Below are 24,508 nucleotides of genomic sequence, written 5' to 3'. Positions count from 1 at the left end.
GCGCGTTGTTGCGTTGCAACAACGCATGTCGCAATGCAGCAAAACGCGCTTAAATGTGCTCCGAATCTTCCACTGAAGGAGCATCACCCATGAACAAGAAGACTCTGTCGATCGCCGCCGCCATCCTGACGATCGCGGGCAGCACCGCGGCTTTTGCCGCCGAGCTGCCGACTTATGAGGCCAACGGTTTTCCTGTGTCCCCGATGCAGGTGCGCGTGCTCGGTGCCGCGCATGTCGAGCAGCAGGCCTCGGCACCCACCAACGTTGCTTCGATCCACCAGGCCCGCGTTCTCTCGTCGCGCAAGGTGAAGACGGCTGATGTCACGACCGGCAGCGCCCGCTGATCTGGGGTCGCCACAAGCCAACATCAAGCTAACGTGATGCAGGCTCGTTTTCTCCGAGCCTGCCACGACCGCGTTCCCCTTCGGGAGCGCGGTCTTTTTTTTCGCAGCGAGTCGTAGTCACTTGCCACTTGTGTACGGCCGTTCAAAGCGAGTGTGATCTCTTTAATAGTTGCGTTGCAGATCGGCGCGCTTGATGCGGGCGCCGCTTATTGAGCAGCCAAGAATCATTTTCATAATGGAGTAGTCATGCCCGTTGCACAGAAAGCCGTTGTTGCAAGCGTCTCGCCGCGCGCGTTCATTCTCAGGCATCTCGCCTTGTTCGCAGCCGCCGCGCTGTTCGTGTTTGTTCTGAGCCTGACCTATGGGCTCGATCTCAGCCCCGGATTTTTCTAGCCAGATCTGCAACCGCGTGGGTTGAGCCTCGTCGCGCGCTGACATAAGGCTTGCTTATGGATCAGCGGACGAGCGGCGCCGACGCTCTCACTCGGAAAAGCGATGCGGCGCCGGCGCTTGTCGGCGTGCTTTGCGGCCTCGCCGCGGCGGTGTTCTGGGCGCTCGGCTTTGCCAGCACGCGGCACGGGCTCAAGGTCGGCTTCACGCCGGTCGATCTGCTGGTGCATCGCTATGTCTGGTCCGGCATCGCGTTCCTGCCGCTGGTGATACGCGGCGGGATCTCCGATCTCTGCGGCATCGGCTGGGGCAGGGGCCTTGCGCTGATGGTGCTCGGCGGTCCCGTGATGTCGCTGATCTCCTACACTGGTTTTCTGTTCGTGCCGCTCGGCCATGGCAGCGTGATTCAGCCTTCCTGCGCGACGCTCGGCGGCCTGCTGCTCGCGGCCCTGTTCCTGAAAGAACATGTCTCCGCGTCGCGCATCGCCGGCGCCGTTGTCATCGTCGGCGGGCTCGGAGTGATCGGCGCGGAATCGATCGGCCATATCGGCGTCGACGGCGTGCTCGGCGATCTCACCTTCGTGCTGACCGGATTGATGTTCGCAGGTTTCGGCGCGCTGCTGCGCCACTGGCGTGTCTCCGCCGTGTCGGCCGCGCTCGTCATCAACGTGCTGTCGCTGCTGCTGCTGCCGATCTACCTCATGACCGGCGGGCTGGCGCGGATCGCGGCGATCGGTATCGGTGAGAACGCCATCCAGGCGCTGGCGCAGGGCGTGCTTGCAGGCCCGGCTGCGCTTTATCTGTTCGCCGTCTCGGTCCAACGCCTCGGCGTCGCCCGCGCCGCCGTTGTCCCCGCCTGCGTGCCGGCGCTGACGGTGCTCACCGGCTGGCTCCTGCTGGGCGAGCCGCCGACACTATTGCAGACGGCGGGATTGGTGACGGTGCTGTGCGGATTCTATCTGGCGCAGCGGCAGCGATAGATCGCGGACCCTAAACGGCGCTTACCATTCGATGGCGGTAAACTTGACGCCGCGGCCGGTCAGCTCCCGCCCGAGCCGCTCGGCGCGCTCGCTGGCGGATTTGCCGAGCAGCCGATACCTGCCTCCGAGCGCCTTGTCGGCGGCAACCTGATGCCGGATGTTTTCGTACAATCGCAAAACGGCCTGGTCGCTCAGATTGTCGAACATGTCATCGGTCGGGTTTGGCCGGGTCGCGTCGCTTGTTGGCGGTCCTCGCAGAGCGGCCTCCCAAAATTGTCGTGCGGATGTTGAGCGATGGGTACCGGTCCGGCGCAGCAGCGTATGTCCACTTTTGAACACTGGGCCTCGGCTTACGCCTTCCTCACGAACTCCGATTTCAGGTTCATCGCGCCGATGCCGTCGATCTTGCAGGCGATGTTGTGGCCGTCGGTCGCGTCCTGCAGGCGGATGTTGCGGACCTTGGTGCCGCCCTTGACGACGGAGGAGGAGCCCTTGACCTTGAGATCCTTCATCACGATGACGCTGTCGCCATCGACGAGCGCATTGCCGTTGGCATCGCGCACGCCGGCCTCCTGCGCGGCGTCCGCGGCGGCCTCCGCCGTGCCGCTCCATTCATGGCCGCATTCCGGGCAGACCCAGAGGCCGCGATCCTGATAGGCGTGCTCGGAGTTGCAGGTCGGACATTTCATCGCGTCGGTCATCGTTTGCCTCGTCGCCCGTCACGGGCGCGCCGCACGCTTTCCGCCGGAAAAAGATGGATTGGGAGCAAATCCTTTACCATGGCTTTCAGTCCTGGTGGAACCCTTGGAAATTTAGGAGTTCAGGAAAAAGTTTGCGGTATCGAGGTCCGGGTTTACGCGGCGTTCGTTCGACGTTGCCGCGGAAGGGAGCGTTCTGGTCATGAGCGAGCATCGCGCCGCAGTCAGACATCACACGTTGCGCACCGGCATCGTCGAATTCGACAACGGCACCGGCAAGATCATCAGCGCGCCCTGCACGATTCGCGATGTCTCCGGCACCGGCGCGCGCCTCGGCCTCAACGCCTCGCTCTGGGTCGCCGACCAATTCACCCTGGTCTTCAGCAGCGGACTGCGCAAGGACTGCCGCGTCGCCTGGCGCAAGGGCAGGCTGATCGGCAGCGCGTTCGTGGACGGTTATGCGAGCGCGGACGAGCAGGCCGTGATGATGACCGCGGACGAGCAGTCCCGGCACCGGCTCGGGATCGGTGCGCGCCTCAAGGCTGCGCGCGAAAAGCGCGGCTACACGCAAGGCCAGCTCGCCGAGCTCATCGGCGCCACGTCGGCCTTCGTGGCGCTGGCCGAGCAGGGCGAGGCGGACATTCCGCAGTATCAGCTGATGCACATCGCCGATCTGCTGATGGTCGGCCTCGACGGGCTCGTCGCCGGGCCGGCGTCCGAGGACGTCGACGCGGCGTAGGGGCGCCCGTCAAAACAAAAAAGTCGAAAACAACCCCATGCACAGTAGAAATCCCGAGGGATTTCAGAGTGTTGTAAATCCGAAAAAGCGTTGGTGTTGACCGTAGCCCGGATGGAGCGAAGCGCAATCCGGGAGTCCTGCGGCGGGGCACCGTCCCGGATTACGCTTTCGCTCCATCCGAGCTACGGGCCCCGCATCGACTTCGGCGATACCGAATCGAATTTGACTCGTCGGGCAAAACAGGGGCATGATGTCATCGTGGCGAAGGTTCGCGTGATGGTGCCTCGCCGGGCCGCGGGACCACATGCCGAAGACACCAAAAAGAAAACTCAAGACCTACCAGACCTCGCTCGGCTTCTACGACCAGGCGATCGCCGCGCCCTCGATGAAGGCGGCGCTGGACGCCTGGGGCGCCAGGTCCAATCTGTTTCACCAAGGCGCTGCGAAAGAGACGGAGGACCCCGACATCGTCGCGGCGACGATGGAGAGGCCGGGCGTGGTGCTCCGGCGTCCGGTCGGCTCGGACGGCGCGTTCACCGAGCATTCCGAGTTGCCGACCGATCTCGCTGACGACGAGGCCAAGCCAAAGCGCAAGGCCAAGTCCAAAGCGAAGTCCAAACCGAAAAAGGGTCCTTCAAAGGCGGCAAAGCAACCATCACGCAAGGTCGACGATCAACAGGCGCGCAAGGCCGCCGCGGCGTTCGAGAAGGAAGAAAAGCGGCGGGAAGCCGAGCGCCGCAAGGAAGAGGCCGCTCGCGCCAAGGAGCGCGCGCGCCGCGACAAGGCGGTCGCGAGCGCGCAGGCGGCGCTGGACGAGGCGAGGCAGGAGCACGACGCCCGCGCGGAGGCGATCGAAGCGGAGCGCGCCGCGCTGGATGAGCGCGCCGAGGCGGAGCAGAGCCGGTGGGACAAGCAGAGGATGAAGCTATCTGAGGCCGTGCGTCGCGCGCGGGAGTAAATGGCCGGCCATGCGTGGCAGGTCGTCGTCCTCAGCGGCGAGATCGCGGTTCCATCCCTATATGGACTGAAGTCCCATATAGGTCTGAATGCCTGAAAATCCCTCGAATTCCAAAAGCCCGATGATCGTGCGCCCGCGCCGCGCGGCGCCGGTCTTGGTGTGCCGCAAATGCCTCAAGCGCAGCGACGAGGGCCGCGACGTCAGGCGTGCGCTGAAATCCGAACTGAAGGCGAACAAGCGCGACGGCACCAAGCCGGCCAAGCTGATCGTGACCGGATGCTTCGGCCTTTGCCCGAAACAATCGATCGTGATCGCGAGCGGCGCCAGCCTGGCGCGGCAGGAGTATGTGCTGGTTGCGGACCGCGATCAGGTGCCGCGGGCGCTCGCGTTGTTGGATGGCGAGCCCGGCGCGTGACGACCGGTCTGCGTTGAGCGGAAGACTCGGGACAAATTCGCTTGCCTTGCTTGGCGTCCTTTTGCACTCTGGCGGGAAGGAGACCAACGCATGAAGATCATGACTGTCGCGTGTGCGCTCGGAACCGCCCTGGTCCTGTGCAATCTCGGGATTTCGGATGCCGAAGCCCGGACGCGGAAGGCGCGCGTGGTGGATGAACAACGGCTGAGGGTGGATGTCCCCGTGCTCAGGCCGACGCCATGGGATTACAATATCGTTCCGCGCTATCGCTATCGCCCGGAAGACGACCGGGTCGATCCCTACGGTCCACCGCTGGTGTCGTCGTGGGTGCGCTATGAAGGCTGGCGCTGGCCGTACTGGTGGTGATCCCGTAGCCCGGATGGAGCGCAAGCGTAATCCGGGGCCGGACCGTCCACATCGCATGATCGCCCGCATGGCACGAATCCCGGATTTCGCTCCGCTCCATCCGGGCTACGGACCTAATCGTCATCCGCTGCAAGCCGCACAAACTGCCGCTTCATCGCGTTGACCCTGGCGACATAGCTCGCGACGAGGTGATCGCCGCAGCGCTCGTCGGCGATCATCGCGAACTTGCGGCGCGCGTAGGCGGTGGCGGGGCCGGCGCCGCAGAGATGGATGAAGGCGGCGAGATCCTGCCGCTCGCGCGCACTCGCCTTCACATCGCCCGCGCGGGTTAAGACATCAGCGACATTGCGGTCGAGATACACCGATGCCAGCTCGATGGCGTGGCTCGGGATCGCGCGGACATAGAGGAAGGGAGAGCCGCAGCCGGCTTCCGTGACCGCGTTGCTGCGAATACAGAACCGCGCGGCGTCGGCATAGGCTGCGTCCAGCATCTGGAAGAGGCCGACAGCGCTGGAGGCGGGCCGGTAGATCGCGAGGGGATTAAAACTCCATCGCCAGCGCCAGTAGGTGCGCGCGAGCGGATTGCCCGATGTCTCGACCTGCGCCAGCGCGGCCAGCAATTCGGGCGTGATCGTCGCGGTGGAATGCTTGCGGAACAGCGGCCCGTATTGCCGCCAGGTCTCTGATGGCTCCTTGTCGAGCGCGTGGCCGACAAGGACGAACAGCTCGGTCGGCTTGCGCATCGTTTGATAGGCGAGGTTCACGAGCACGACGACCGCAAGCAGCATCGCCGCGCCGCTCGCGATGCGAACTATTCGCGGTGCGCGCGCGAAAGTCTTTCGCACCCAACGCGCGCGGCGCAGGATGCTGCGAAGGCGAGGGAGGGGGCGCTTGCTTCTTGCTGGCATCGGTCTCGTGGACGTGCATCGGGGAGGCTTTGCACCTGGTTAACGCGGTCACCAGGCCTTGAAATCCCGCTTCTTTTCCCTCTGTCACGTCTTTTGAAGTTGCCGCTCCGTACTCCCACGGCAGCTCGGATCCTTGATGGAAATAACCCGAGGTTGTACTGTGCGCCGCAACAGGGTTAATTTTGTGTGAATGGATCGGCTGGAATGACCGTAATCGAAAGCGTGGTGTCGGCGGAAGCTGCGGAGCGGAAAATGCCGCCGGGCGTGCTGGTCGAAGGGCCGGTGGTCGAGGCCAAGTTTCGCGATTCCTACATCTCCTTCGTCATCATGATCGGCGGTTCGATCGCGGCGTTGGTCTGGGCCTTCTGGCAAGGCATCGGCTGGGTGGAGGTTTCGGTCTTCGCCGGCACATTCGCGCTGTCCACGGTCGGCATCGGCTTCATGCATCGCTACTTCGTCCACCGCAGCTTTCGCTGCGGCCCGGTGATGCGGACGTTGTTCGCGGCCATCGCCACCATGGCAGTGCAGGGCTCGATCCTGAAATGGGTGAGCAATCATCGCCGGCATCATCTTCACTCCGACAAGCCCGGCGACGTCCACAGCCCTTATTATGACGGCGACGGCAACCCCTATGTCACCTTCGCCAAGGGGATGATGCATGCGCAAGGCGGCTGGGTGTGGGACCAGGCCACCACCGATGCCGGATACTACGCCAAGGATATCCTGGCCGACCCGATCGCCATGTTCTTCACCAGGACGCGCTGGTACTGGTACGCGCTCTCGGCGGTGATCATTCCGGGTGCGATCGGCTACGCCTTCGGCGGCGTGCACACCATGACCGGCTGCATCCTGTTCTCAGGCCTGTTCCGCAGCTATCTCATGACCATGGCGACATCGCTGGTCAACTCGGTCTGCCACAGCGACGGCCGCTACGGCTACCGCCGCTTCGACCTTGATGACGGCACCACCAACGAGTTCGTGACCACGATCCTCACCTTCGGTGAAGGCCTGCACAACAACCATCACCGGTTTCCGCGCGACGCCTACATTTCGCACGCCTGGTACGAGATCGACATCAACGGCCTGATCATTCTGGGGCTGGGCAAGCTCGGGCTGGTGCACGATATTTTCGCGGCGGGGAGCAGGGCTGTTCGCTCCGGAGATCCGGACGGCGGAAAACGTCCAGTGGCAGATACCGAAGCAATTGTCTGAAGGGCGCTGTAGCCCGGATGGAGCGCAGCGCAATCCGGGACCAGACCAGCTTGGCGCGAGATCCCGGATTTCGCTGCGCTCCATCCGGGCTACGGTCCCTAGCCGCCGCAAGCCGCAGAAACTGCTGCTTCCGTGAAATCCAAACCTAAGTTGTGTTCGGAGGGAACTCTGGCCCGATGGGGCCGTTGAGCCTGTGATCCCCGAGCGTAGCGAGATCGAACCTCCGATCCTCGCCTGAGTAACCGCCGTCGCGTTGTGAGCGCGGCTCCGCGCGAAGCGTGCTCCGTGCGTACCAACCGGAAATCTTCATGAACAGCCCCGATGTTCGCAATCCGATTCAGATCGACCGCGGCTCCAGCCTGGCGATCTCTCATGAAATAGCAGACCGCCTGCGGATCAAGCTTCGCGGCGAGCATGACCCATTTCCGCAACATCTGACGGCCCTGGTCGACCGCATTGCGCAGATCAGCAGCCATTCGAACCAAGCGACGCTCGTGATGACCCCCGGATCGGATTCAGCATGTTAGACTTTTCGAATGCATCTTTTACACCTGAAACCATCGGCATCATGAAAACTGCGCTGGACACGGCGGTTGCGTCACTGCCGGCCCCGGTCAGCTCCGCGCATGTCCGGTCGATCGCGGAAACAATCCTTCGCACAGCGAAGGAGGGCGAGCGAGACCCCGTCGTCCTGGAGCGCATGGCGTTGATGGAGCTTCAGATCTCGCCGCGTGATTGAGGCCGGTCCGCGAGCTTGTGTGCTGGCGCAGACGTGCTCGCATTGCCCTGCGGGCTCACCAATCCGGATCGCCATAGTAGGGATCGACCATATAGGGCGGGGGCATCCAGGGCCCTCGCGACGGCCGGGGTCGCCGCGGTGCGGCCGCCTGCGCGTGCGGCCGTGCAGGGGCAGCGGTCTCATTGTTCATCACGCTTCGCGCGGCGGGTTTCGCGGGTGCGGATGAAGATGCGGATGACGTCGTCAGCTCCTTTTGCAGCGCCTGGACCTGTGCGGCGAGGCGCGCATTGGCCGCCGCATCCTTTTCCTGCGCCGCCTTGAGCTGTTGAATGGTGTCGGCCTGCTCGCGCAGCGTCTGCTCGTTGCGGCTTTTCAGTTGCTCGAGCTTTCCGTTCATGCTCGCAAGCTCGCTGGTGATGGTCTTGAGCGATTGCGCGAGATCAGACGACAACGGGTCAGGCGCTGTGGCGCCAGCTCTTGAAGCGTCAGGTCTTGAAGCGTCGGGCCTTGGAGCGTCGGGCCTTGGAGCGTCGGGTCTTGAAGCGTCAAACCCTGCATTGCTCTCCGTGTCCTTGCCGGCCGGCGGCGCGGGCACCGTGCCGGGCTCATCCGCGGCAGCCAGCTGCACGGCCGGCGGTTGCGCCGGACTTTCCACCGCGGACACTTGCGGAGGCTCAGTTGCGGCCGGCGGAGCCCATCGCGCCATGATCGATTTGGTCATCGACCTGGCCTCATCGCGATATTGCGAAGCGAAGGCGGCACCGAGAACACCGATCGCCAGCACGAGACCGACCAGAGCGCGCATCATGGGCCGATCCGCCTTCAGGCCTTGGGTGCGAACCGTGCTGGCCGGCGCCAGCGCCGCGGCCTTGGGAGTCTTGTCCTCGGGAGCCCAGTCCTTGGGAGTCTCGACAGCCTCGGCACCGGCGCTTGCTCGCGAGACCCGCGGGCCTTCGTTGCCGCGTTCCATTCCGGAAACCAGCCGGTCCAGCCGCGCAAGGTCTGCCTCTGCGCTCTTGATCCGATCGTAGGCCCGCGCCAGCCCGCCATCGGCGCGCTCCACGTCCGGCTTGGGCGCATCGGGCTTGGGCGCGTCTGGCTTGTGGTCGTCAGGTTTGGGGTCGTTCGTCTCGGGCACCGATGCGCTCTCGATCCAGTCGGGCGTCAATGGGAGTGCGGCAGTCCGATCGGAACGATAAGTCTCGCCGCCGTCCAACACAACGCGCGCGCGAAGGAGAAATTATGGCGAGACCTCGGGGTGGGGCGGTCGCGGGGTATGCAACGGGCGCCCTTGATCTGGATCAAGCATGCAGCGCCCGACCGTCGCCACCGTGCAGACATTCATCGGAAGGAACACATGGTTCAGACAAGAGCGATCATCCTTGGTGCCTTCGCGGCCCTGCTGCTGGCCGTGCCGGCCAAGGCACAGGTGCTGGTCGACGTTTCCAAGATCAGCTGCGACCAGTACATCACCCAGCGTATTACCCACATGCAGACCGTGAACGTCTGGCTCGCCGGGTTCTACGCCGGCCGCCGCAACAATCCCGTCGTGGACACGCAAGCGCTGAACAGGAACGGCAACAAGCTCTCGCGCTTCTGCGAGTCGCACCGCGAGATGCCGCTGCTGGACGCGGTCGAGGCCAATACGAAGTAGGGGCCGAGGGGGGCGCGGGCGTTTGCGGTCGTGTCGGCCTGACCATTTCGCGGATTACGGCGACGTGCATTGACTCTACATCGACAGTCAAGTGCACTGGCACCGTCATCGCCGGCCATCAATAGCGGCCGCCGTGGCCCTTTTGCTGCGTGATCCAGTCCGACAATGTTTTCGGTGTCGATTTCGCAGTCCGGCCCGGTGATGCCTTCGGATTGTCGCGAACGCCTTTCGTCGGACGGGTGCGCGGCGCTTCCGTTCCGTTGACGCTCTTCGAGCCAGCCATAGATGCTTCCGCAGCTTCCTTCTCGAGGCGCAGCTGTTTCAATCGCGCCATCTTGATGCGCTCTGCCTCGACTGCGGGTCCTTCGGACAGCAGCGGCCTGTGTTGAGCGACCTCCGCCGGGACGATGACACCGATAATGGTTGTCTCGCCGAGCGCCTTGCAGGCTTCGAGCCGATGCAGTCCCTCGACCAGAACGAGGCGGTCTCCGTCGAGCCGGACGGAAATGGGTTCCTGTTGTCCGATGTCCAGCATACTTTCAGCGATCTCCCCGACGATCCCGGGCTTGATGGCTTTCTTCTGCTTCGTGGGAACGAAGATCTTCTCGATCGGGAAGCTTTCCGGTTTGGGCATAACTTGACTCCGCTTCTACCGGGCCCGTCGGAACCGATGCCGGTGATGCCTGGAGTGTAGGAGAGAAGGACTCGACCGCAAAGGGAATTTCGGCGGCGGGGTGTTGGCTTGCGGCGTCCTGGAATTCACGCGCGGGACCAGGCCTTGACCGTAATGTCAACGTCGTCTGCGAGCTCTTTTAGGCCTAGCGTAACGGCGAAACGCCGAAGAATGCGGAAATCGTTGCCTTCTAGAAACAGGAGCTTTCGTCCGCGCGAAAGACGAGAGAGGTGAACATTCTGACCTGAACCTATGCTGAATAGCGCCTCTTGGAGACCGTCAACGTCGGTTATGCGGATGGCTGATCGGCGACTTTTATTCACGACTATCACGTCATCGTGCTCCGCCTCGTTAATGATCTCAGCCGAGTGCGTTGCCAGAATGATTTGCTTTTTTGTTCCTCTGAGAATTTGGAACAGCTTGTGTTGTAAATCGGGATGCAAGTAGATCTCTGGCTCGTCAACGACAAGGATGTCAGCGGTCGTCGCGTTCGTGATGTGAGTTAGAAGCTGGAGCCAGACTTGAAAGCCGAAACCGGCCCAACAGAGTTCACGATCTACGCGACCTTCCGTGCAGAACATGGAAAATTTGGGCGGATAAGAGAGATCCAACTCGGGTCTGGAAATCGTCATCCCCTCCCACGTGTCCTCGACAAGCTTCTGAAAAACCGGAAACTCCTTCTTCCAACGAAACCAAATATTCCGGAACATGCGGTGTGCACGCCTGGTCCCAATCGATTGTGCAACATATTGATCGGTTAGTAGTTCTTCGACTTCTTCGAGAGGGCCCAGCGTGGGAATCGAGTAGACGTCGATAGGGAAGTTTTTCTTGAATTGGGCGGTCGTTACCGTCCGCTGCTGTGCATCAAGTGTCATGATGCAACGGGCATTGTCGTAGAACTGGAGACGGATTTGATTGCCGTTGTCCAATGTAAACGTGAGCGAAGTCTCTTGGTCTGTCTGGTAGTCGGAATGGATGTTTGTAAGGGACACGGGGATCAACGACGCAGGGATATCGTACCCTACGATCGTTTCGCGATTTATATGAATAGTGTGCTGGAGGCGCCGCGCAGCAAAAGAATGTGCTGCCATGATGATGCGAAACGCATCTAGTACTGTTGACTTTCCTGCATTATTCGGGCCCACGAGCACGTTCATAGCGCGTAGGTGTACCGTGAAGTCCCTCAAGGACTTAAAATTGCGAAATCGAACTTTTGTAAACATGTACGCCAGTACTCTGATTTAGCGAGTGAGCAACAGCAGCCCTCTTGTCATGCAATTCCACGATTTCGTTGGTTGAGGCGGCACAATACTGTGCCGCCTCTGTTAATTTGCTTTAGCTGCACCCCGTCGTGCTTCCGCACGTATCGCACTTCATGCACGTGCCATTCCGCACCAGCGTGAAGTTGCCGCACTCGCTGCACATCTCGCCTTCGTAGCCCTTGGCTTTGGCTTCCGCGCGGCGCTCGGCCTTGCTGGGGACCGCGACTTGCGCGCTGCCGGCCTTGCTCCACTGCAGGGCTTCCAGCTTCTCGGTGGGCGAGAGGTCGTGGGCCACTTCCTGCTTCAGTGCGACCGCGCCTTCCAGGACGTCGCCGGCACGGCCTGCGCCGTGCGAGGCGAGCGAGGTCACCTTGCTGCCGCCGGCCGGAGCGCTGTCGTTGCCTTGCGCGACCGCGGTCGAGCCGCCGCGCATCACCACGAGGTTGTCGGTGCGGGAGCGGGTGAGGCCGCGCGACACCAGCTTGGAGGCGCGCTGGCCGTGATCATCCGGCCCCTTGCCTTCCTCGACGCCCTTGCCGAGCACGTCGAACCCGGTCTCGCTGGGATCGACATGGGCGAGGTCGAAGCGGCTGAGATAGCTCACAGCCAGTTCGCGGAAGACGTAGTCGAGGATCGAGGTCGCGTATTTGATGCTGTCGTTGCCCTGCACGGGGCCCGCGGGTTCGAAGCGGGTGAAGGTGAAGGCGTCGACATATTCGTCGAGCGGCACGCCGTACTGGAGACCCAGCGACACCGCGATGGCGAAGTTATTGATGAAGGAGCGCAAGGCCGCGCCTTCCTTGTGCATGTCGATGAAGATCTCGCCGATGCGGCCGTCGTCATATTCGCCGGTGCGCAGATAGACCTTGTGGCCGCCGACGACCGCCTTCTGGGTGTAGCCCTTGCGGCGGTCCGGCATCTTCTCGCGCTCGCGCATCACGATGATGCGCTCGACCAGCTTCTCGACGATCTTTTCCGAGACCTGGGCGGTGCGTGCCGCCATCGGCTTGTCGTAGAGATGATCGACCGCGTCGTCCTCGTCCTCATCGTCGCTGATGAGCTGCGAGTTGAGCGGCTGGCTGAGCTTGGAGCCGTCGCGGTAGAGCGCGTTGGCCTTCAATGCGAGTTTCCACGACAGCATGTAGGCGGACTTGCAGTCCTCCACGGTGGCGTCGTTCGGCATGTTGATGGTCTTGGAGATCGCACCCGAGATGAAGGGCTGCGCCGCCGACATCATGCGGATGTGGCTCTCGACCGACAGATAGCGCTTGCCGACCTTGCCGCAGGGATTGGCGCAGTCGAACACCGGATAGTGCTCGGCCTTGAGGTGCGGGGCACCTTCCACCGTCATCGCGCCGCAGATGTGGACGTTGGCCGCCTCGATCTCGCGCTTGGTGAAGCCGACAGCCTGGAGCAGGTCGAAGCCGGGGGCCGCGATCGCCTCGGCACCGATGCCGAGCTGGTCGCGGATGAAGTCTTCGCCAAAGGTCCATTTGTTGAAGGCGAACTTGATGTCGAACGCGGTCGGCAGCGCCTTCTCGACCTTGGCGATGGCCTCATCCGTGAAGCCCTTGGTCTTCAGCGTCGAGGCGTTGATGCCGGGCGCGTTGGAGAGCGAGCCGTGGCCGACGGCGTAGGCCTCGATCTCCGCGATCTCGCTCTCGCGATAGCCGAGCGCGCGCAGGGCTGCGGGGACCGCGCGGTTGATGATCTTGAAGTAGCCGCCGCCGGCGAGCTTCTTGAATTTCACCAGCGCGAAATCAGGCTCGATGCCGGTGGTGTCGCAATCCATGACGAGGCCGATCGTGCCGGTCGGCGCGATCACCGTGGTCTGGGCGTTGCGATAGCCGTGCTTCTCGCCGAGCTCGAGCGCCGCATCCCAGGCGGCTTGCGCATGGGTGACGAGGTCTCCTTGCGGGCAGGACACCAGGTCCATCGGCACCGGGTTGACGCTCAGCGCCTCGTAGCCGTTGGACTGGCCGTGAGCGGCGCGGCGGTGGTTGCGGATCACGCGCAGCATGTGCGCGGCGTTCTTCTTGTAGCCAGGGAAGGTGCCGAGCTCGGCCGCCATCTCGGCCGAGGTCTTGTAGGTGATGCCCGTCATGATCGCGGTCAGCGCGCCGGCGATGGCGCGGCCTTCCTTCGAGTCATAAGACAGACCCATGGTCATCAGGAGGCCGCCGATATTGGCATAGCCGAGGCCGAGCGTGCGGAACTCGTAGGAGAGCTCGGCGATCGATTTCGACGGGAACTGCGCCATCATCACCGAGATTTCGAGCACGATGGTCCAGAGCCGGCAGAGATGCTCGTAGCCCTCGACGTCGAAGCGCTTGGAGGGGATGTCGTAGAACGTCAGCAGATTGGCGGAGGCGAGGTTGCACGCCGTGTCGTCCAGGAACATGTATTCCGAGCACGGATTGGAGGCGCGGATGTCGCCGGACGCCTTGCAGGTGTGCCAGTCGTTCATGGTGGTGTTGAAGTGCAGGCCCGGGTCGGCTGACGCCCAGGCGGCGTAGCCGATTTTTTCCCAGAGGTCGCGCGCCTTCAGCGTCTTGGTGATCTTCTTGGTGGTGCGTCCGACGAGATTCCAGTCGCCGTCGGTCTCGACCGCGCGCAGGAAGTCGTCCTTCAGCGACACCGAATTGTTGGAGTTCTGGCCGGACACCGTGAGATAGGCTTCCGAATCCCAGTCGGTGTCGTAGACGTCGAACTGGATGTCCTTGTAGCCTTGCTTGGCAAACTGGATGACGCGCTTGATGTAATTGTCGGGCACGAGGCTGCGACGCGCGAGCTTGATCTCGCGGCGGAGCGCAGGATTCTTCTCGGGATCGAAACAATCGTCGCCCGAGCCTTCGCAATTGACGCAGGCCTTGAGCACCGCCTTGAGGTGCTTCTGGTTGATCTTGGATCCGGTGACGAGAGCGGCGACCTTCTGCTCCTCCTTCACCTTCCAGTCGATATAGGTCTCGATGTCGGGGTGATCGACGTCGACCACGACCATCTTGGCCGCGCGGCGCGTGGTGCCGCCCGACTTGATCGCGCCGGCGGCGCGGTCGCCGATCTTGAGGAAGCTCATCAGGCCGGACGAGCGGCCGCCGCCGGAGAGGCGTTCGCCTTCGCCGCGCAGGCGCGAGAAGTTGGAGCCGGTGCCGGAGCCGTATTTGAACAGGCGGGCTTCGCGGACCCAGAGGTCCATGATGCCGCCCTCGTTGACGAGATCGTCACCGACGCCCTGGATGAAGCAGGCGTGCGGCTGCGGATGCTCGTAGGAGGATTTCGAGCGGGTCAGCTTGCCGGTGAAGGGGTCGACGTAATAATGGCCCTGGCCGGGGCCGTCGATGCCATAGGCCCAATGAAGCCCGGTGTTGAACCATTGCGGCGAGTTCGGCGCGACCATCTGCATGGTCAGCATGTAGCGGAGCTCGTCGTAGAAGGTCTGGGCGTCCTCGTCGGAGGAGAAGTAGTTGCCCTTCCAGCCCCAATAGGTCCAGCAGCCGGCGAGACGGTCGAACACCTGCTTGGCCGAGAGCTCGCTGACATAGCGCTCTTTCTCGGGCAGGAGGGCGAGCGCCTCGGTGTCGGGCACGGAGCGCCACAGGAAGGAGGGAACGGATTCTTCTTCGACCTTCTTCAGGCGCGCGGCAACGCCGGCCTTGCGGAAGTACTTCTGGGCCAGGACGTCGGAGGCGACCTGCGACCACGCGGTCGGCACCTCGACATTGTCGAGCTTGAACACGACCGAGCCGTCGGGATTCCTGATCTCCGACGTGGTCAGCCGGAACTCGATGCCGGCGTAAGGTGACTGTCCCGAAGTGGTGTGGCGCCGCTCAATCCGCATGGTCTTGCCCCGTCCTATCTTTGACCGAACCGCCTCCGTTCAGGCGTGCCGGGTCATCATTTCATTTCGCGGTGCTCGGCGGCCGTCTGGCCCCTGACATCGCAGTTCAGCCGGTAGACCCGGCCCGTTTTCTCCCGACGCGATTCCTCGATGCGCGCACCGATCATCCGCCGGCACGTCCAGACCCATCCGCCCCAGAGGGATGAGCCCGACATGCGTTCAACGCCCCACAACGTCACGTCTTCAACCATTGCCATCCGAGCCTGTTTCCAGCCCGTTCAGGCGCCCGAAAAGTCCGCTCTCGCCGGGCAGACAAGCCCGTATCCCGCTGCCTTTGTCTGGCTTGGCGGAGTGCTGTTTTGCAGACCCTTTGGGGGAGTGCCGGCGGGACGCAAACACACTCGCGCCGAACGGATCGAAAACTAGGACTCTCCGTTACGCCCGTCAAGAACTAGTGCGAGTTCCTGAATCAAATACTAAATATGGTGGATTGTGGGGGATAACAGGGGGCAGGCCCGCGCCTGTTGTTGAGCCAAGTATCAGTGAGTCCTCAGGGATTCCCAACCGAAAAAATTTGCATCTGGTGGTCCTGCCGAGGCTTCACCCCGCTGTTCACAGGGCAGGTATATTTTTAAGTCGCGGGCTTGCCTCAGCGGGACTCACGTAGGGCTAAGGTAGGTAAGGGCAGGCATGCCCGCCGGGGTGGTGGTGGGAGGCGCGAATCCGCGCCAAGCTGCGCTCGATTTTGCCGGACTACCCACATGCTTGATTCGACCCGCCGGGATGCGCGAGCGCGCATCGCCCCGGCCGGCCTGATGTTCCTCGCCATCACCTCGGTGGGCTGGGGCTTCAACTGGCCGGTGACGAAATTCCTGCTTTCCGAGCTGCCGCCGCTGACCCTGCGCGGGGTGACCGGCGTGCTGGGCGCGGTGCTGCTGGCGGCGCTGGCGCTGATCCGCGCTGACAGCCTCAGCGTCCCGCGCGAGATCTGGCCGCGCCTCGTGACCGCCGCGCTCCTCAACGTCACCGGCTGGATGGTGCTGATGGGCCTGGCGCTGCTGTGGCTGCCGGCGAGCGAAGCCGCGCTGATCGCCTACACCATGCCGGTCTGGGCCTCGCTGATCGCCTGGCCGGTGCTTGGCGAGCGGCCGACCTTGTTGCGCACCATCGCGCTGGTGATGGCCTTTGCCGGCCTCGCCTCGATCATGGGCGGCAACGGCTTTGCCGCCACCGCGGACAAGCTGCCGGGCATCGTCATGGCGCTGTGCGGCGCGCTCGGCTTTGCGCTCGGCACGGTGTTTTCGAAGAAGTACCCGATCCGTCTGCCGCCGATCACCGCCGCGGCCTGGCAGATCGGGATCGGCTGCCTGCCGATCACGATCATTGGCCTCGCCGTCGAGACCACCCATCTGGAATTGGTGACGCCGGTCGGATGGTGGCTGCTGGTCTATTCGACTGTGGTGCAGTTCTGCATCGCCTATGTCAGCTGGTTCGCAGCCCTTGCGCGCCTGCCGGCCTCCGTCGCCGCGATCGGCACCATGGCGGTGCCTGTCATCGGCGTCGTGGCATCCGCGATCGCACTCCACGAGCCGCTCGGAGCAGGGCAGATTGCCGCGCTGATCTTCACGCTGGCGGCGGTGGTGCTGGCGACGCGGTAGGCGCCTAAATTTTGGTGACGACCGACGCTTCACACCGCCTTGTCGCGGAACGCAGCGGGAAGCGTGGTGAGGAACGACATCACGCGCTGTGTGCGCAGGGGCGGGCGGCGGTCGGAGGTGCGCAGCATCCATAGGGGCTCCGCCGGCGCGCGCCAGGGCGCAAGCACTTCGACCAGCCGGCCGGCGCGCAGGTCTTCATGGACGAGCCACGCCGGCCCCCAGCCGATGCCGAACCCATTCGCGATCAAAGCGAGCGAAGCGTGCGCGTCGTCGCAAATGTGCTTGGGCTTGGGCGTGACGCGAATGAGTCCTTTGCCGCGCGGGTCGGCGAAGCGCCAGGTCAGGATCTGACCGCTCGCGGGATTCCGGAAGCCGACGTGGTCGTGCGCGGAAAGCTCGTCTGGCGTAGCCGGCGCGCCGCGCGCGTTCAGATAGGCAGGCGAGGCGCAAGCGATCCAGGAGAACGTGCAAAGCCGCCGCGCCTGATGGCCGGGCGCGCGGTCGAGGGGCCCTGAGCGGATCGCGACGTCGACGCCTTCCGCCGCGAGATCGAGAATCTCGTTGCGGAATTTGACCTCGATCTCGATTTCCGGCCGTTCCCGCAAGAACGCGGGCAGTCGCGGCAGGATGCAGGCGCGCGCGAACGAGGCGGGGGCGGTCACGCGCACACGTCCGCCATCGTCGCGCGCGACTTCGCCGAGCGCGGATTGGACACGGGCGAGACTTTCGGCCAACGCGCGTCCCGCCGCCATTAGCCTGTCGCCCTCTTCGGTCAGCGCCAACGAATGGGTGGAGCGATGCAAAAGCCGCAACCCGCGAGCCTTTTCGAAGCGGGCGACCGCCTTGGACATTGCCGAGGTGGTCGTCCCCGCCCGCCGCGCGGCTTCGGCGAAGGAGCCCGCCTCGACGACACGGACGAAGGCGAGGAGACGTGAGAGGTCGGGAGGTAAAGTCGTTGTGGACATGCAGTCCACATAGTCATGGCTGTGCAGTCACTACAAGGGCCATTCCCTAGCGGCTAAATACGGAGCGTCAGCGCGCAATCTGCGCCGCTAGAAACCGCGGGAAGTCCCATGAACCCCATCGAAATCACCCTGCAAGCCCTCGACGCCGCCGAGCGCGCGATTCCGCCCGGCCAGCCGGTTTATATGCTCAATCTGCTGCGCTACCGCGCGTATGCGCGTTACGAGGACGGATTCGACGCCGCGCCCTGCTCGGGCCGCGAAGCCTTTCATGAACGCTATAGGCCGGCATTTCGGCGCCTCGCGGCCGGTAAGCCGCTCGTGCGGATGTTTTCCGGGCCGGTCCTGACGAGCCTCGTCGGCGCGCCAGGCGAACGCTGGGACGAAGCGGCGATCAATGAATACGGCGATTTCGCCACCTTCCGCTCGATCGTCGACACCGAGACTTACCGGCGCGAAGCCGCCCCGCATCGGCACGCGGCGCTCGAGGATTTCCGGCTGTTCGCGCTCGCCCAGGCGATGTGAACGCATTGAGGCGACGGCTCTGCATTCGCCTTAACGGAGCACTTTCAGTCATCGGGAGTTTGTCTTCGAGCACCTGCTGGCATACTCCAGGGAGGTCGAGATACCGATGCGGGTGACGTTGGGCGGATCTGGCTGTAATAGCTCAAAGGCGCGGCGCCCATTTTGACCGGGTGGCCATCGAAAAGACGAAGCTGGCGGCGCTGAATGAGTTGGAATGGCCCAAAGGAAAACGTGAGTTGCTCTCGACGCCGGCCTCTCTGCAATATCTCCGTGGTAGCCCGCATTCTTCACTGCCAAACGACGCGACAGTGCGCTGAAAATATCATGCGTCACAAGGCTGCTGAACATCGCGATTTTGAAAAGCACGATCGCAGCGAGCATTTTGTCACAGGATCCAAAGCGTTCCTTGGGCTTCGTGCGGCCCCTGCCACGAACGGCGGATTTACCTGATTTAACCGACCCGCACCGCCCACCGGACTATAGTCGCTCGATCGCAGTTTCGTCCGTCCGAAAGGTATCGCAATGAAACACCTGATCCTGGGAGCACTCCTCTCCATGGCGGCCAGCCTTCCTTCGTTCGCGCAGACGCCCGCAAGCAAGCCCGTCTCGATCGTTCTCGTACACGGCGCCTTCGTTGACGGTTCGGGCTGGAAGGCTGTCTACGACATTCTGACCCGCGACGGTTATGAGGTTTTGGTCGTCCAGAACTCGACTGCAACGCTCGACGGTGATGTCGAGGCAACGCGGCAGGTCATACGCAAGGCGGGGAAGCCGGTCATTTTGGTAGGCCACTCGTATGGCGGTGCCGTCATCACCGAAGCCGGAAGCGATCCCAAGGTTCGCAAGCTTGTCTATATTGCCGCTTTCGCGCCAGAGGTCGGAGAATCCGTCTACGAGCTCGCGGCGCGTCCTACTCCGGGCGAGGCTGGAGCACCGTTGTTGCCGCCGAGCGGCGGCTTTCTTCTGGTTGATCCGGCGAAGTTTCCGAGTGCGTTTGCGCCGGATGTCGATCCGTCCATCACCGCCTTCATGGCCGCAGCACAAGTTCCCTGGGGACTCAAAGCGGTCGAACACAAGATCGTTGGCGCAGCATGGAAAGACAAGCCCGTGCACTACATGCTGACAACGCAAGATCACATGGTGCCGCCCAGCACACAGCGCTTCATGTCTTCGCGAGCAAAAGCGAAACTTACCGAGCTGCCGAGCAGCCATGCCGCGATGCTCTCCCACCCGCGGGAAGTTGCAGCCTTCATCGAAAGCGCAGCCGGAGAAGCAGATTGATATCACCGGCACTCTAAACAAGGGCCGGTTTGAAGAGGCTTGGTTTCCTTTCTTCAGCGGCCCGCTCTACGCTGCTTGAGCCCAGCTGCCCAATGCCATGTTGGCAGCAATATTTACGACGTTTGGGCTTAGGGCCTTCACAAGATTCAAGGGGAATACGATGACTCAACACGTCCTGGTTATTGTCAGCAACGCGGCCGTGATCGGTCCGCACAATCGTAAGACGGGCTTCTTTTTTGCCGAGGTCGCGCATCCGTTCGATGTGCTTGACAAGGCAGGCATTGCCGTTGAGTTCGCCTCTCTAAGGGGCGGGTGGACGCCATATGATGCCTACGACGAGAAAGATCCTGCGCAGAAGTCTTTTCTCGAAAGCAAGGCCTTTCGCCGTTTGAATCGCAGTCGCAAACTAGCTGAGGTGGATGCTGCCGATTACGAAGCCATCTTCGTGCCTGGCGGTCTTGGACCGATGGTCGACATTCAGCGTAACCCCGTCGTTCAGAATGCAGTCGTGCGCGCCTGGAGCACTGGAAAGTTTGTAACTGCCGTTTGTCACGGTCCGTGCGCGCTCCTCGGGGTAGACCTTGGCGATGGCAAGCCGTTCGTGCAGGGCAAGAAGCTCACATCGTTCTCGAAGAAGGAAGAGTACGACTACGCACGCGAAGACGTTCCTTACGAACTCGAAGATGCGCTGCGGGCAGAGGGTGCCCAGTATACGTCCGCAGCAAACTGGCAACCTCACGTCGTCGTCGACGGACGCCTCATCACTGGCCAGAATCCCGCCTCGGCCGGGCTCCTGGCCAAGGAGTTGCTGGCAGCACTCAGAAAATAAAGAATAGGCAGCCGAGCATCGCAGAGCTGACCTGGAGGCCGCATTCCCCTGAGGAAGCCTGGTTGATAACAATGCCTCGGACGCAGAACTCGAAGTGAAGGTCTGCTTCGGGGCATACGCGTTGGTTCGCCGGTAGCTCGACGACTTCCGGTCTACGCCCGGCTTCGGACACTTCGCTGTAGCGCAAACTGGAGCAATGGGCCCACGAGCGGACGCATCGCGAACTCAGCAGTTTGCAACTTTCGATCGCCCGCGTCAGCGCGCAGCTAACAATTCCGCCAAGGCCGGGGCGTTATGACGGTTCAGCCGCGCTTGGCGCCCGCGGTGACCTCGTCTTTGTGGGCAGCGAAGGCTTCCAGAACTTCGGTCTTCTCGCGCTTCGGGATTTTGAAGTGATCCAGGGTCCGTCCGAGTTCCGCTGCGACCTCGTCGAACTCTGCAGGTGAGATCCGGAGGTTGCGATGGGCCTCCTCAAGGCCAAGCGGGGTTGCGCCGGGCCTGGTTGCTGCAAACTTGAAGGGGCCACCCGAAACGTCGCAGACCCACAACGTGCGCATGAATTTGAGGCCGGGGAGCCTTTCCAGGTTCTTGGTGTGCCATTCTCGGAGCTGCGGATTCTTGGACTTCTGGCCGACGATGGGATTCTTCACGACGGCATCGCTGAAGTGATCCACTACAGCCGCGATGGCGAAAGCGCCGCCCAGGCGCTCATAGAGGCTTTTCTCAGGCGTGGTTTGCTTGTTCTGTGCTTGCGCGTTGTCTGCACTCGCCAAAGCCATGGGGACAGCAATCATCGCCAATCCTGCGACGATGCTTCGTCGCGTGATGGAAGTCGAACGAGTCTTTGTCATTGGCAGCTCCTTAGAGATGGCTCAAAAGGCCTCACCGCCTTGAGCACGGTGTGTCGTAGCTCGGCGTCCTCCGATGCCAGCGGGTACGCTTCCAATGTTGGCGTTCAGGCCCCGCCTGATCGGCGCTCTCCTTGCTGTCTCCTTGGATGGCTTTGAAGCGAAGAGGTTCCCGTCAAAAATCGAAGTCGACGAACAAAACCCGCGCCACGACTGTCCGGACTGGGTCACAAGTCGCCGATCACGCCCAGGTAGGAGCTTCCGCTTGGCCTTGGTGAGCCGACGTTTATGTACACGGCCTGTCGTATTTCGACGTCATAGACCTGATCGCGGGCGTCGCCTCGAACGCCAGAATTGTCGGTCTCGATCTGGTCGAATTGGTGCCGGAGCGTGATGTGCAGAATATCGGGGCAATCTGCGCAGCGCGGATCATCTGCAACGCCATTGGATGTGTCGCCAAGCAGATGCGCTAGCCGGCCGGCATGCCTCCCAGCGCCTTCCTGATCATCTCGGCGAGCTGGTTGCGGCGGTAGGGTTTTGTCAGCAGCATCACGCCGTCGTCGAGCTTGCCGTGGTGGACGATGGCGTTGTCGGTATAGCCCGAGGTGTAGAGCACCTTCACGCCGGGGCGGATCGTCGCCACCTTGTCGGCGAGCTCGCGCCCGCTCATGCCGCCGGGGATGACGACGTCGGTGAACAGCAGGTCGAACGGCTGGCCGGCCCGGATCAACTCCAGCGCGGCCTTGCCGTCGGGCGCGGCGACGGTCTGGTAGCCGAGGCTCTGGAGCTGCACGGTGACGAAGTTGCGCACCAGAGTATCATCCTCGACCACGAAAATGGTCTCGGCGCCGCCTTCCGCCTGCGGCGTCGTGGTGGGGGCCGCCTCGGCCATGCCTTCGCCCGGCGGCAGATAGAGCTTGATCGTGGTGCCGTGGCCTTCCTCGCTGTAGATCTTGATGTGGCCGCCGGACTGCTTGACGAAGCCGTAGACCATGGAGAGGCCGAGGCCGCTGCCCTTGCCGACCTCCTTGGTGGTGAAGAACGGCTCGAACGCCTGCTGCTGCACCTCGGCCGGCATGCCGGTGCCGGTGTCGCTGACGGCGAGCATCACGTACGGGCCGGGCCGTACGTCGGGATTGTTCTGCGCATAGGCCTGGTCGAGCACGACGCGGTGGGCCTCGAGCAGCAGCTTGCCGCCGTTCGGCATGGCGTCGCGGGCGTTGATGGCCATGTTGAGCAGGGCATTGGTGAGGCGGGACGGATCGATGTGCGCGGTCATCTGCCCCTGTTCGAGCACGGTCTCGATCTCGATCTGCTCGCCGAGGGTAGGGCGCAGCAGTTTCGCGATGTCCCCGACCGCGGTGTTGATCTCGACGTTGCGCGGCTGGAGCGGCTGCCTGCGCGCAAAGGCGAGCAGATGCTGGATCAGCTCGGCGCAGCGTTCGGCGGCCTCGTCGATCAGGCGCGCCACGCGCTGGAGGTCGGGCTGCTGCTTCAGGCTTGCCACCAGCGTCTCCGTATTGCCGGAGATCACGGTGAGCATGTTGTTGAAGTCGTGCGCGACGCCGCCGGTGAGCTTGCCGATGGCATCCAGTTTCTGCGACTGGTACAACTGCCGCTCGGTCTCGCGCGACATGGTCGCATCGTGATAGACCAGCACCGCGCCGGAGACGTTGCCTTGCCCGTCCAGCATCGGCCGGCCGCTGATCATGAGATGGCGGGAAGGATTGCCGCTGTGCGGGCGGACGATCATCTCCATATTCTCGAACGGCTCGCCGCGAAGCACGCGTGCCGACGGCAGCTCGTCGGGCTTGAGCGGGGTGACGCCGTCGCCGTGAAGCACACTGGACATCGCGCGCAGATTGCGCAGGTTCATGCCGCTCCGGTGCAGCAGCATGCGCTCCGCGGCCGGATTGGACAGAAGGACGTTGCCCTCGGCATCGATGACCAGCACGGCCTCCGCCATGCTGTGAAACGTGCTCTGGAGCACGTTGACCGACAGGCGCAGCTCGTCATGCGCGGTGACCAGATGCTCGGTGCGCTCGGCCACTGCGGACTCGAGCTGCTGCTTGGCGGCCGTGGTCTCCAATAGCGTGCTCTTGAGTGCGCCCTCGGTGCGCCGGCTCTCGCGCATCATCATCACGACCAGCAGCAGGATCACCAGCGCGCCGGCGAGGTCGATGCCGAGCAGCACGATGCCGGTACGGCGCGAATCCTGGGAGCGCGCCGCGAGCAATCGTTCTTCCTCTGCGCTCAAACGATCGAAATTGCCCATCACCGTGTCCATGAGGCCACGGCCCTCGCCCTTGCCCTGCACCGCGGCAATGCCGGCCTGATCGTTTCCGGCGCGCAGGCGCATCACTTCGGCGGCGATCTCGATCCGGCGGAGCGCCAGCGGCTCGGTGCCCTCGAGCAGCGCGACATGTTCGGGCGTGTCGCGCACGCTGCGCTTGAGGTCGGCGAGTGCCGGTGCGATCCGGGCGTGCACCGCCTGGAATTCTTCGCTGAAGCTCGGGCTGCGATAGATCTCGTAGCCGCGTGCGGCGCTCTCGGCGCTGCGCATCAGCACCCGCAGGTCGGAGATCTTCTTCAGCACCTGGACGGTGTGATTGACCCATGCCGCATCGGACCGTGACTTGACGTCGAGGCCGATCGAGGCTGCGGTGATGATCAGGAGGATGGCAAGTCCAGCACCGAGAATGACGCGCTGCGTTGGGATCAAGGGGCTTCTTTCTTGTCCTTCGGCTGTGAGCCATCGCCCGGCCCGGCGATGCATTCCCGGATCGTGGTCAGCAGCGCGTCCGGCGTGAACGGCTTGCGCAGGCAGCGGGTCGCGCCGAGCTCCAGCGCCATCCGGAGGAAGTCGGGAGAGGGCGAAGCGGATGACGCGAAGGCGTAGCCGGACATCGCGATCAGCGGAACCGCCGGCGCGCGCTCGTGAAAGATGCGAATGGACTCGAAGCCGCGCATATGCGGCATGAAGATGTCGACCAGCATCACATCGAAACTCTGTGTTTCGAGCGCAGCCAAACCCGTTTCTCCGCCGTCAGTCAACGTGACGTCGAAGCCCTGGCGCTGGAGGAGGACCTCGATGGTCGCGCCGACCATCGGATCGTCATCAACCACGAGAATACGCGGCATGACACTTCCCAGTCATCGAAGTCCCCATAGCCAAGTTGATACAGGTGAATCGCGCGTCGGGTCAATTTGGGATTGGATAAGGGTAGAT

Annotated in this window: 28 protein-coding genes; 16 read left to right on the top strand and 12 right to left on the bottom strand. The window is 63.0% G+C overall.

What is annotated here, in order from left to right:
• Positions 1-89: 89 nt before the first annotated feature.
• From ABIC03_RS01440 to ABIC03_RS01430, 3 genes are all read left to right on the top strand, one after another.
• Positions 90-344, top strand: a complete 255-nt coding sequence (locus ABIC03_RS01440) for a hypothetical protein (protein ID WP_354054916.1) — start codon at positions 90-92, stop codon at positions 342-344.
• Positions 345-590: 246 nt separating this feature from the next.
• On the top strand, positions 591-737 hold the full coding sequence (locus ABIC03_RS01435; RefSeq protein WP_167552239.1) for a hypothetical protein: 147 nt from the start codon (positions 591-593) through the stop codon (positions 735-737).
• Positions 738-793: 56 nt separating this feature from the next.
• Positions 794-1,714: a DMT family transporter gene (locus tag ABIC03_RS01430; protein ID WP_354054913.1), complete on the top strand. Its 921-nt coding sequence runs from the start codon at positions 794-796 to the stop codon at positions 1,712-1,714.
• Between the two features lie 21 nt (positions 1,715-1,735).
• On the opposite strand, the gene ABIC03_RS01425 is transcribed toward ABIC03_RS01430, so the two are convergent.
• Both ABIC03_RS01425 and ABIC03_RS01420 read right to left on the bottom strand, forming a co-directional pair.
• The gene (locus ABIC03_RS01425) at positions 1,736-1,921 is read right to left on the bottom strand and encodes a hypothetical protein (RefSeq protein ID WP_275171869.1); all 186 of its coding nucleotides are present in this window, start codon (positions 1,919-1,921) and stop codon (positions 1,736-1,738) included.
• Between the two features lie 143 nt (positions 1,922-2,064).
• Complete coding sequence (locus ABIC03_RS01420) at positions 2,065-2,415, bottom strand: zinc ribbon domain-containing protein YjdM (RefSeq protein ID WP_354054911.1); 351 nt, start codon at positions 2,413-2,415, stop codon at positions 2,065-2,067.
• Positions 2,416-2,614: 199 nt separating this feature from the next.
• Between ABIC03_RS01420 and ABIC03_RS01415 the strand changes: the two genes are divergently transcribed.
• The 4 genes from ABIC03_RS01415 (at position 2,615) to ABIC03_RS01400 (ending at position 4,890) form a co-directional block, all read left to right on the top strand.
• Positions 2,615-3,151 (top strand): helix-turn-helix domain-containing protein, encoded by a 537-nt coding sequence (locus tag ABIC03_RS01415; protein ID WP_354054909.1) that lies wholly within the window; start codon positions 2,615-2,617, stop codon positions 3,149-3,151.
• 304 nt (positions 3,152-3,455) lie between these two features.
• Entirely contained in the window at positions 3,456-4,109 is a 654-nt protein-coding gene (locus ABIC03_RS01410; RefSeq protein WP_354054907.1) for a cell envelope biogenesis protein TolA, read from the top strand.
• 121 nt (positions 4,110-4,230) lie between these two features.
• Positions 4,231-4,524, top strand: coding sequence for a hypothetical protein (locus ABIC03_RS01405; protein ID WP_354054905.1), 294 nt, complete (start codon positions 4,231-4,233; stop codon positions 4,522-4,524).
• 90 nt (positions 4,525-4,614) lie between these two features.
• Positions 4,615-4,890: a hypothetical protein gene (locus ABIC03_RS01400; RefSeq protein ID WP_354054903.1), complete on the top strand. Its 276-nt coding sequence runs from the start codon at positions 4,615-4,617 to the stop codon at positions 4,888-4,890.
• A 113-nt stretch (positions 4,891-5,003) separates the two neighbouring features.
• Here ABIC03_RS01400 and ABIC03_RS01395 read toward each other — a convergent pair whose 3' ends face one another.
• Positions 5,004-5,798, bottom strand: coding sequence for a lytic transglycosylase domain-containing protein (locus tag ABIC03_RS01395; protein ID WP_354054901.1), 795 nt, complete (start codon positions 5,796-5,798; stop codon positions 5,004-5,006).
• Between the two features lie 204 nt (positions 5,799-6,002).
• On the opposite strand from ABIC03_RS01395, the gene ABIC03_RS01390 reads away from it, so the two are divergent.
• The 3 genes from ABIC03_RS01390 to ABIC03_RS01380 all read left to right on the top strand — a co-directional run bounded on the left by ABIC03_RS01390 (position 6,003) and on the right by ABIC03_RS01380 (position 7,749).
• Positions 6,003-7,010 carry an acyl-CoA desaturase gene (locus tag ABIC03_RS01390; RefSeq protein WP_354054899.1) on the top strand — a complete coding sequence of 336 codons (1,008 nt, stop codon included), beginning with the start codon at positions 6,003-6,005 and terminating at the stop codon, positions 7,008-7,010.
• A 308-nt stretch (positions 7,011-7,318) separates the two neighbouring features.
• On the top strand, positions 7,319-7,537 hold the full coding sequence (locus ABIC03_RS01385) for a hypothetical protein (RefSeq protein WP_354054897.1): 219 nt from the start codon (positions 7,319-7,321) through the stop codon (positions 7,535-7,537).
• A complete protein-coding gene (locus ABIC03_RS01380) occupies positions 7,531-7,749 on the top strand; it encodes a hypothetical protein (RefSeq protein ID WP_275171878.1) in 219 nt (72 codons plus the stop codon). Before ABIC03_RS01385 ends, ABIC03_RS01380 begins: the two co-directional genes overlap by 7 nt.
• A 55-nt stretch (positions 7,750-7,804) precedes the next feature.
• On the opposite strand, the gene ABIC03_RS01375 is transcribed toward ABIC03_RS01380, so the two are convergent.
• Positions 7,805-8,887 (bottom strand): hypothetical protein, encoded by a 1,083-nt coding sequence (locus ABIC03_RS01375; RefSeq protein WP_354054894.1) that lies wholly within the window; start codon positions 8,885-8,887, stop codon positions 7,805-7,807.
• 219 nt (positions 8,888-9,106) lie between these two features.
• Between ABIC03_RS01375 and ABIC03_RS01370 the strand changes: the two genes are divergently transcribed.
• The gene (locus ABIC03_RS01370; protein ID WP_354054892.1) at positions 9,107-9,403 is read left to right on the top strand and encodes an HdeA/HdeB family chaperone; all 297 of its coding nucleotides are present in this window, start codon (positions 9,107-9,109) and stop codon (positions 9,401-9,403) included.
• 118 nt (positions 9,404-9,521) lie between these two features.
• Here ABIC03_RS01370 and ABIC03_RS01365 read toward each other — a convergent pair whose 3' ends face one another.
• From ABIC03_RS01365 to ABIC03_RS01350, 4 genes are all read right to left on the bottom strand, one after another.
• On the bottom strand, positions 9,522-10,037 hold the full coding sequence (locus ABIC03_RS01365; RefSeq protein WP_354054890.1) for a ParB N-terminal domain-containing protein: 516 nt from the start codon (positions 10,035-10,037) through the stop codon (positions 9,522-9,524).
• A gap of 125 nt (positions 10,038-10,162) precedes the next feature.
• Positions 10,163-11,299 (bottom strand): AAA family ATPase, encoded by a 1,137-nt coding sequence (locus ABIC03_RS01360; RefSeq protein ID WP_354054888.1) that lies wholly within the window; start codon positions 11,297-11,299, stop codon positions 10,163-10,165.
• 112 nt (positions 11,300-11,411) lie between these two features.
• Positions 11,412-15,176 (bottom strand): vitamin B12-dependent ribonucleotide reductase, encoded by a 3,765-nt coding sequence (locus tag ABIC03_RS01355; RefSeq protein WP_354054886.1) that lies wholly within the window; start codon positions 15,174-15,176, stop codon positions 11,412-11,414.
• A gap of 56 nt (positions 15,177-15,232) precedes the next feature.
• A complete protein-coding gene (locus ABIC03_RS01350) occupies positions 15,233-15,433 on the bottom strand; it encodes a hypothetical protein (protein ID WP_354054884.1) in 201 nt (66 codons plus the stop codon).
• A 504-nt stretch (positions 15,434-15,937) separates the two neighbouring features.
• Here ABIC03_RS01350 and ABIC03_RS01345 point away from each other — a divergent pair.
• Entirely contained in the window at positions 15,938-16,834 is an 897-nt protein-coding gene (locus ABIC03_RS01345) for a DMT family transporter (RefSeq protein ID WP_354054882.1), read from the top strand.
• A gap of 29 nt (positions 16,835-16,863) precedes the next feature.
• Here the strand turns inward: ABIC03_RS01345 and ABIC03_RS01340 are convergent, their stop codons facing one another.
• Positions 16,864-17,799 (bottom strand): LysR family transcriptional regulator, encoded by a 936-nt coding sequence (locus ABIC03_RS01340; protein WP_354054880.1) that lies wholly within the window; start codon positions 17,797-17,799, stop codon positions 16,864-16,866.
• Positions 17,800-17,907: 108 nt separating this feature from the next.
• Between ABIC03_RS01340 and ABIC03_RS01335 the strand changes: the two genes are divergently transcribed.
• The 3 genes from ABIC03_RS01335 (at position 17,908) to ABIC03_RS01325 (ending at position 20,431) form a co-directional block, all read left to right on the top strand.
• On the top strand, positions 17,908-18,321 hold the full coding sequence (locus ABIC03_RS01335; protein ID WP_354054878.1) for a hypothetical protein: 414 nt from the start codon (positions 17,908-17,910) through the stop codon (positions 18,319-18,321).
• A gap of 522 nt (positions 18,322-18,843) precedes the next feature.
• Positions 18,844-19,602, top strand: a complete 759-nt coding sequence (locus ABIC03_RS01330; RefSeq protein ID WP_354054876.1) for an alpha/beta fold hydrolase — start codon at positions 18,844-18,846, stop codon at positions 19,600-19,602.
• A gap of 160 nt (positions 19,603-19,762) precedes the next feature.
• On the top strand, positions 19,763-20,431 hold the full coding sequence (locus ABIC03_RS01325) for a type 1 glutamine amidotransferase domain-containing protein (protein WP_354054874.1): 669 nt from the start codon (positions 19,763-19,765) through the stop codon (positions 20,429-20,431).
• A 302-nt stretch (positions 20,432-20,733) separates the two neighbouring features.
• Here the strand turns inward: ABIC03_RS01325 and ABIC03_RS01320 are convergent, their stop codons facing one another.
• Positions 20,734-21,225: a group I truncated hemoglobin gene (locus ABIC03_RS01320; RefSeq protein WP_354054872.1), complete on the bottom strand. Its 492-nt coding sequence runs from the start codon at positions 21,223-21,225 to the stop codon at positions 20,734-20,736.
• A gap of 353 nt (positions 21,226-21,578) precedes the next feature.
• Here ABIC03_RS01320 and ABIC03_RS01315 point away from each other — a divergent pair, with 353 nt between their 5' ends.
• A complete protein-coding gene (locus ABIC03_RS01315) occupies positions 21,579-21,752 on the top strand; it encodes an arginase family protein (RefSeq protein WP_354057464.1) in 174 nt (57 codons plus the stop codon).
• Here the strand turns inward: ABIC03_RS01315 and ABIC03_RS01310 are convergent.
• Positions 21,749-24,001 carry a CHASE3 domain-containing protein gene (locus ABIC03_RS01310; protein WP_354054870.1) on the bottom strand — a complete coding sequence of 751 codons (2,253 nt, stop codon included), beginning with the start codon at positions 23,999-24,001 and terminating at the stop codon, positions 21,749-21,751. The genes ABIC03_RS01315 and ABIC03_RS01310 overlap by 4 nt on opposite strands.
• Positions 23,998-24,420 carry a response regulator gene (locus ABIC03_RS01305; protein WP_275171893.1) on the bottom strand — a complete coding sequence of 141 codons (423 nt, stop codon included), beginning with the start codon at positions 24,418-24,420 and terminating at the stop codon, positions 23,998-24,000. Before ABIC03_RS01305 ends, ABIC03_RS01310 begins: the two co-directional genes overlap by 4 nt.
• Positions 24,421-24,508: the final 88 nt, after the last annotated feature.

Source organism: Bradyrhizobium sp. RT6a (assembly GCF_040547675.1).
GTDB lineage: Bacteria > Pseudomonadota > Alphaproteobacteria > Rhizobiales > Xanthobacteraceae > Bradyrhizobium.
Note: the sequence above shows the minus strand (reverse complement) of the source record. Positions and strands in the feature narration are given on the sequence as shown.

Excerpts from the sequence above, each read along its gene's own strand:
- ABIC03_RS01350 (WP_354054884.1), bottom strand. The coding sequence starts at position 15,433 with ATGGCAATGGTTGAAGACGTGACGTTGTGGGGCGTTGAACGCATGTCG.
- ABIC03_RS01385 (WP_354054897.1), top strand. The coding sequence starts at position 7,319 with ATGAACAGCCCCGATGTTCGCAATCCGATTCAGATCGACCGCGGCTCC.
- ABIC03_RS01435 (WP_167552239.1), top strand. The coding sequence starts at position 591 with ATGCCCGTTGCACAGAAAGCCGTTGTTGCAAGCGTCTCGCCGCGCGCG.
- ABIC03_RS01405 (WP_354054905.1), top strand. The coding sequence starts at position 4,231 with ATGATCGTGCGCCCGCGCCGCGCGGCGCCGGTCTTGGTGTGCCGCAAA.
- ABIC03_RS01320 (WP_354054872.1), bottom strand. The coding sequence starts at position 21,225 with ATGATTGCTGTCCCCATGGCTTTGGCGAGTGCAGACAACGCGCAAGCA.
- ABIC03_RS01395 (WP_354054901.1), bottom strand. The coding sequence starts at position 5,798 with ATGCCAGCAAGAAGCAAGCGCCCCCTCCCTCGCCTTCGCAGCATCCTG.
- ABIC03_RS01360 (WP_354054888.1), bottom strand. The coding sequence starts at position 11,299 with ATGTTTACAAAAGTTCGATTTCGCAATTTTAAGTCCTTGAGGGACTTC.
- ABIC03_RS01355 (WP_354054886.1), bottom strand. The coding sequence starts at position 15,176 with ATGCGGATTGAGCGGCGCCACACCACTTCGGGACAGTCACCTTACGCC.
- ABIC03_RS01400 (WP_354054903.1), top strand. The coding sequence starts at position 4,615 with ATGAAGATCATGACTGTCGCGTGTGCGCTCGGAACCGCCCTGGTCCTG.
- ABIC03_RS01430 (WP_354054913.1), top strand. The coding sequence starts at position 794 with ATGGATCAGCGGACGAGCGGCGCCGACGCTCTCACTCGGAAAAGCGAT.
- ABIC03_RS01370 (WP_354054892.1), top strand. The coding sequence starts at position 9,107 with ATGGTTCAGACAAGAGCGATCATCCTTGGTGCCTTCGCGGCCCTGCTG.
- ABIC03_RS01345 (WP_354054882.1), top strand. The coding sequence starts at position 15,938 with ATGCTTGATTCGACCCGCCGGGATGCGCGAGCGCGCATCGCCCCGGCC.
- ABIC03_RS01305 (WP_275171893.1), bottom strand. The coding sequence starts at position 24,420 with ATGCCGCGTATTCTCGTGGTTGATGACGATCCGATGGTCGGCGCGACC.
- ABIC03_RS01325 (WP_354054874.1), top strand. The coding sequence starts at position 19,763 with ATGACTCAACACGTCCTGGTTATTGTCAGCAACGCGGCCGTGATCGGT.
- ABIC03_RS01440 (WP_354054916.1), top strand. The coding sequence starts at position 90 with ATGAACAAGAAGACTCTGTCGATCGCCGCCGCCATCCTGACGATCGCG.
- ABIC03_RS01420 (WP_354054911.1), bottom strand. The coding sequence starts at position 2,415 with ATGACCGACGCGATGAAATGTCCGACCTGCAACTCCGAGCACGCCTAT.
- ABIC03_RS01335 (WP_354054878.1), top strand. The coding sequence starts at position 17,908 with ATGAACCCCATCGAAATCACCCTGCAAGCCCTCGACGCCGCCGAGCGC.
- ABIC03_RS01340 (WP_354054880.1), bottom strand. The coding sequence starts at position 17,799 with ATGTCCACAACGACTTTACCTCCCGACCTCTCACGTCTCCTCGCCTTC.
- ABIC03_RS01425 (WP_275171869.1), bottom strand. The coding sequence starts at position 1,921 with ATGTTCGACAATCTGAGCGACCAGGCCGTTTTGCGATTGTACGAAAAC.
- ABIC03_RS01330 (WP_354054876.1), top strand. The coding sequence starts at position 18,844 with ATGAAACACCTGATCCTGGGAGCACTCCTCTCCATGGCGGCCAGCCTT.
- ABIC03_RS01380 (WP_275171878.1), top strand. The coding sequence starts at position 7,531 with ATGTTAGACTTTTCGAATGCATCTTTTACACCTGAAACCATCGGCATC.
- ABIC03_RS01410 (WP_354054907.1), top strand. The coding sequence starts at position 3,456 with ATGCCGAAGACACCAAAAAGAAAACTCAAGACCTACCAGACCTCGCTC.
- ABIC03_RS01365 (WP_354054890.1), bottom strand. The coding sequence starts at position 10,037 with ATGCCCAAACCGGAAAGCTTCCCGATCGAGAAGATCTTCGTTCCCACG.
- ABIC03_RS01415 (WP_354054909.1), top strand. The coding sequence starts at position 2,615 with ATGAGCGAGCATCGCGCCGCAGTCAGACATCACACGTTGCGCACCGGC.
- ABIC03_RS01390 (WP_354054899.1), top strand. The coding sequence starts at position 6,003 with ATGACCGTAATCGAAAGCGTGGTGTCGGCGGAAGCTGCGGAGCGGAAA.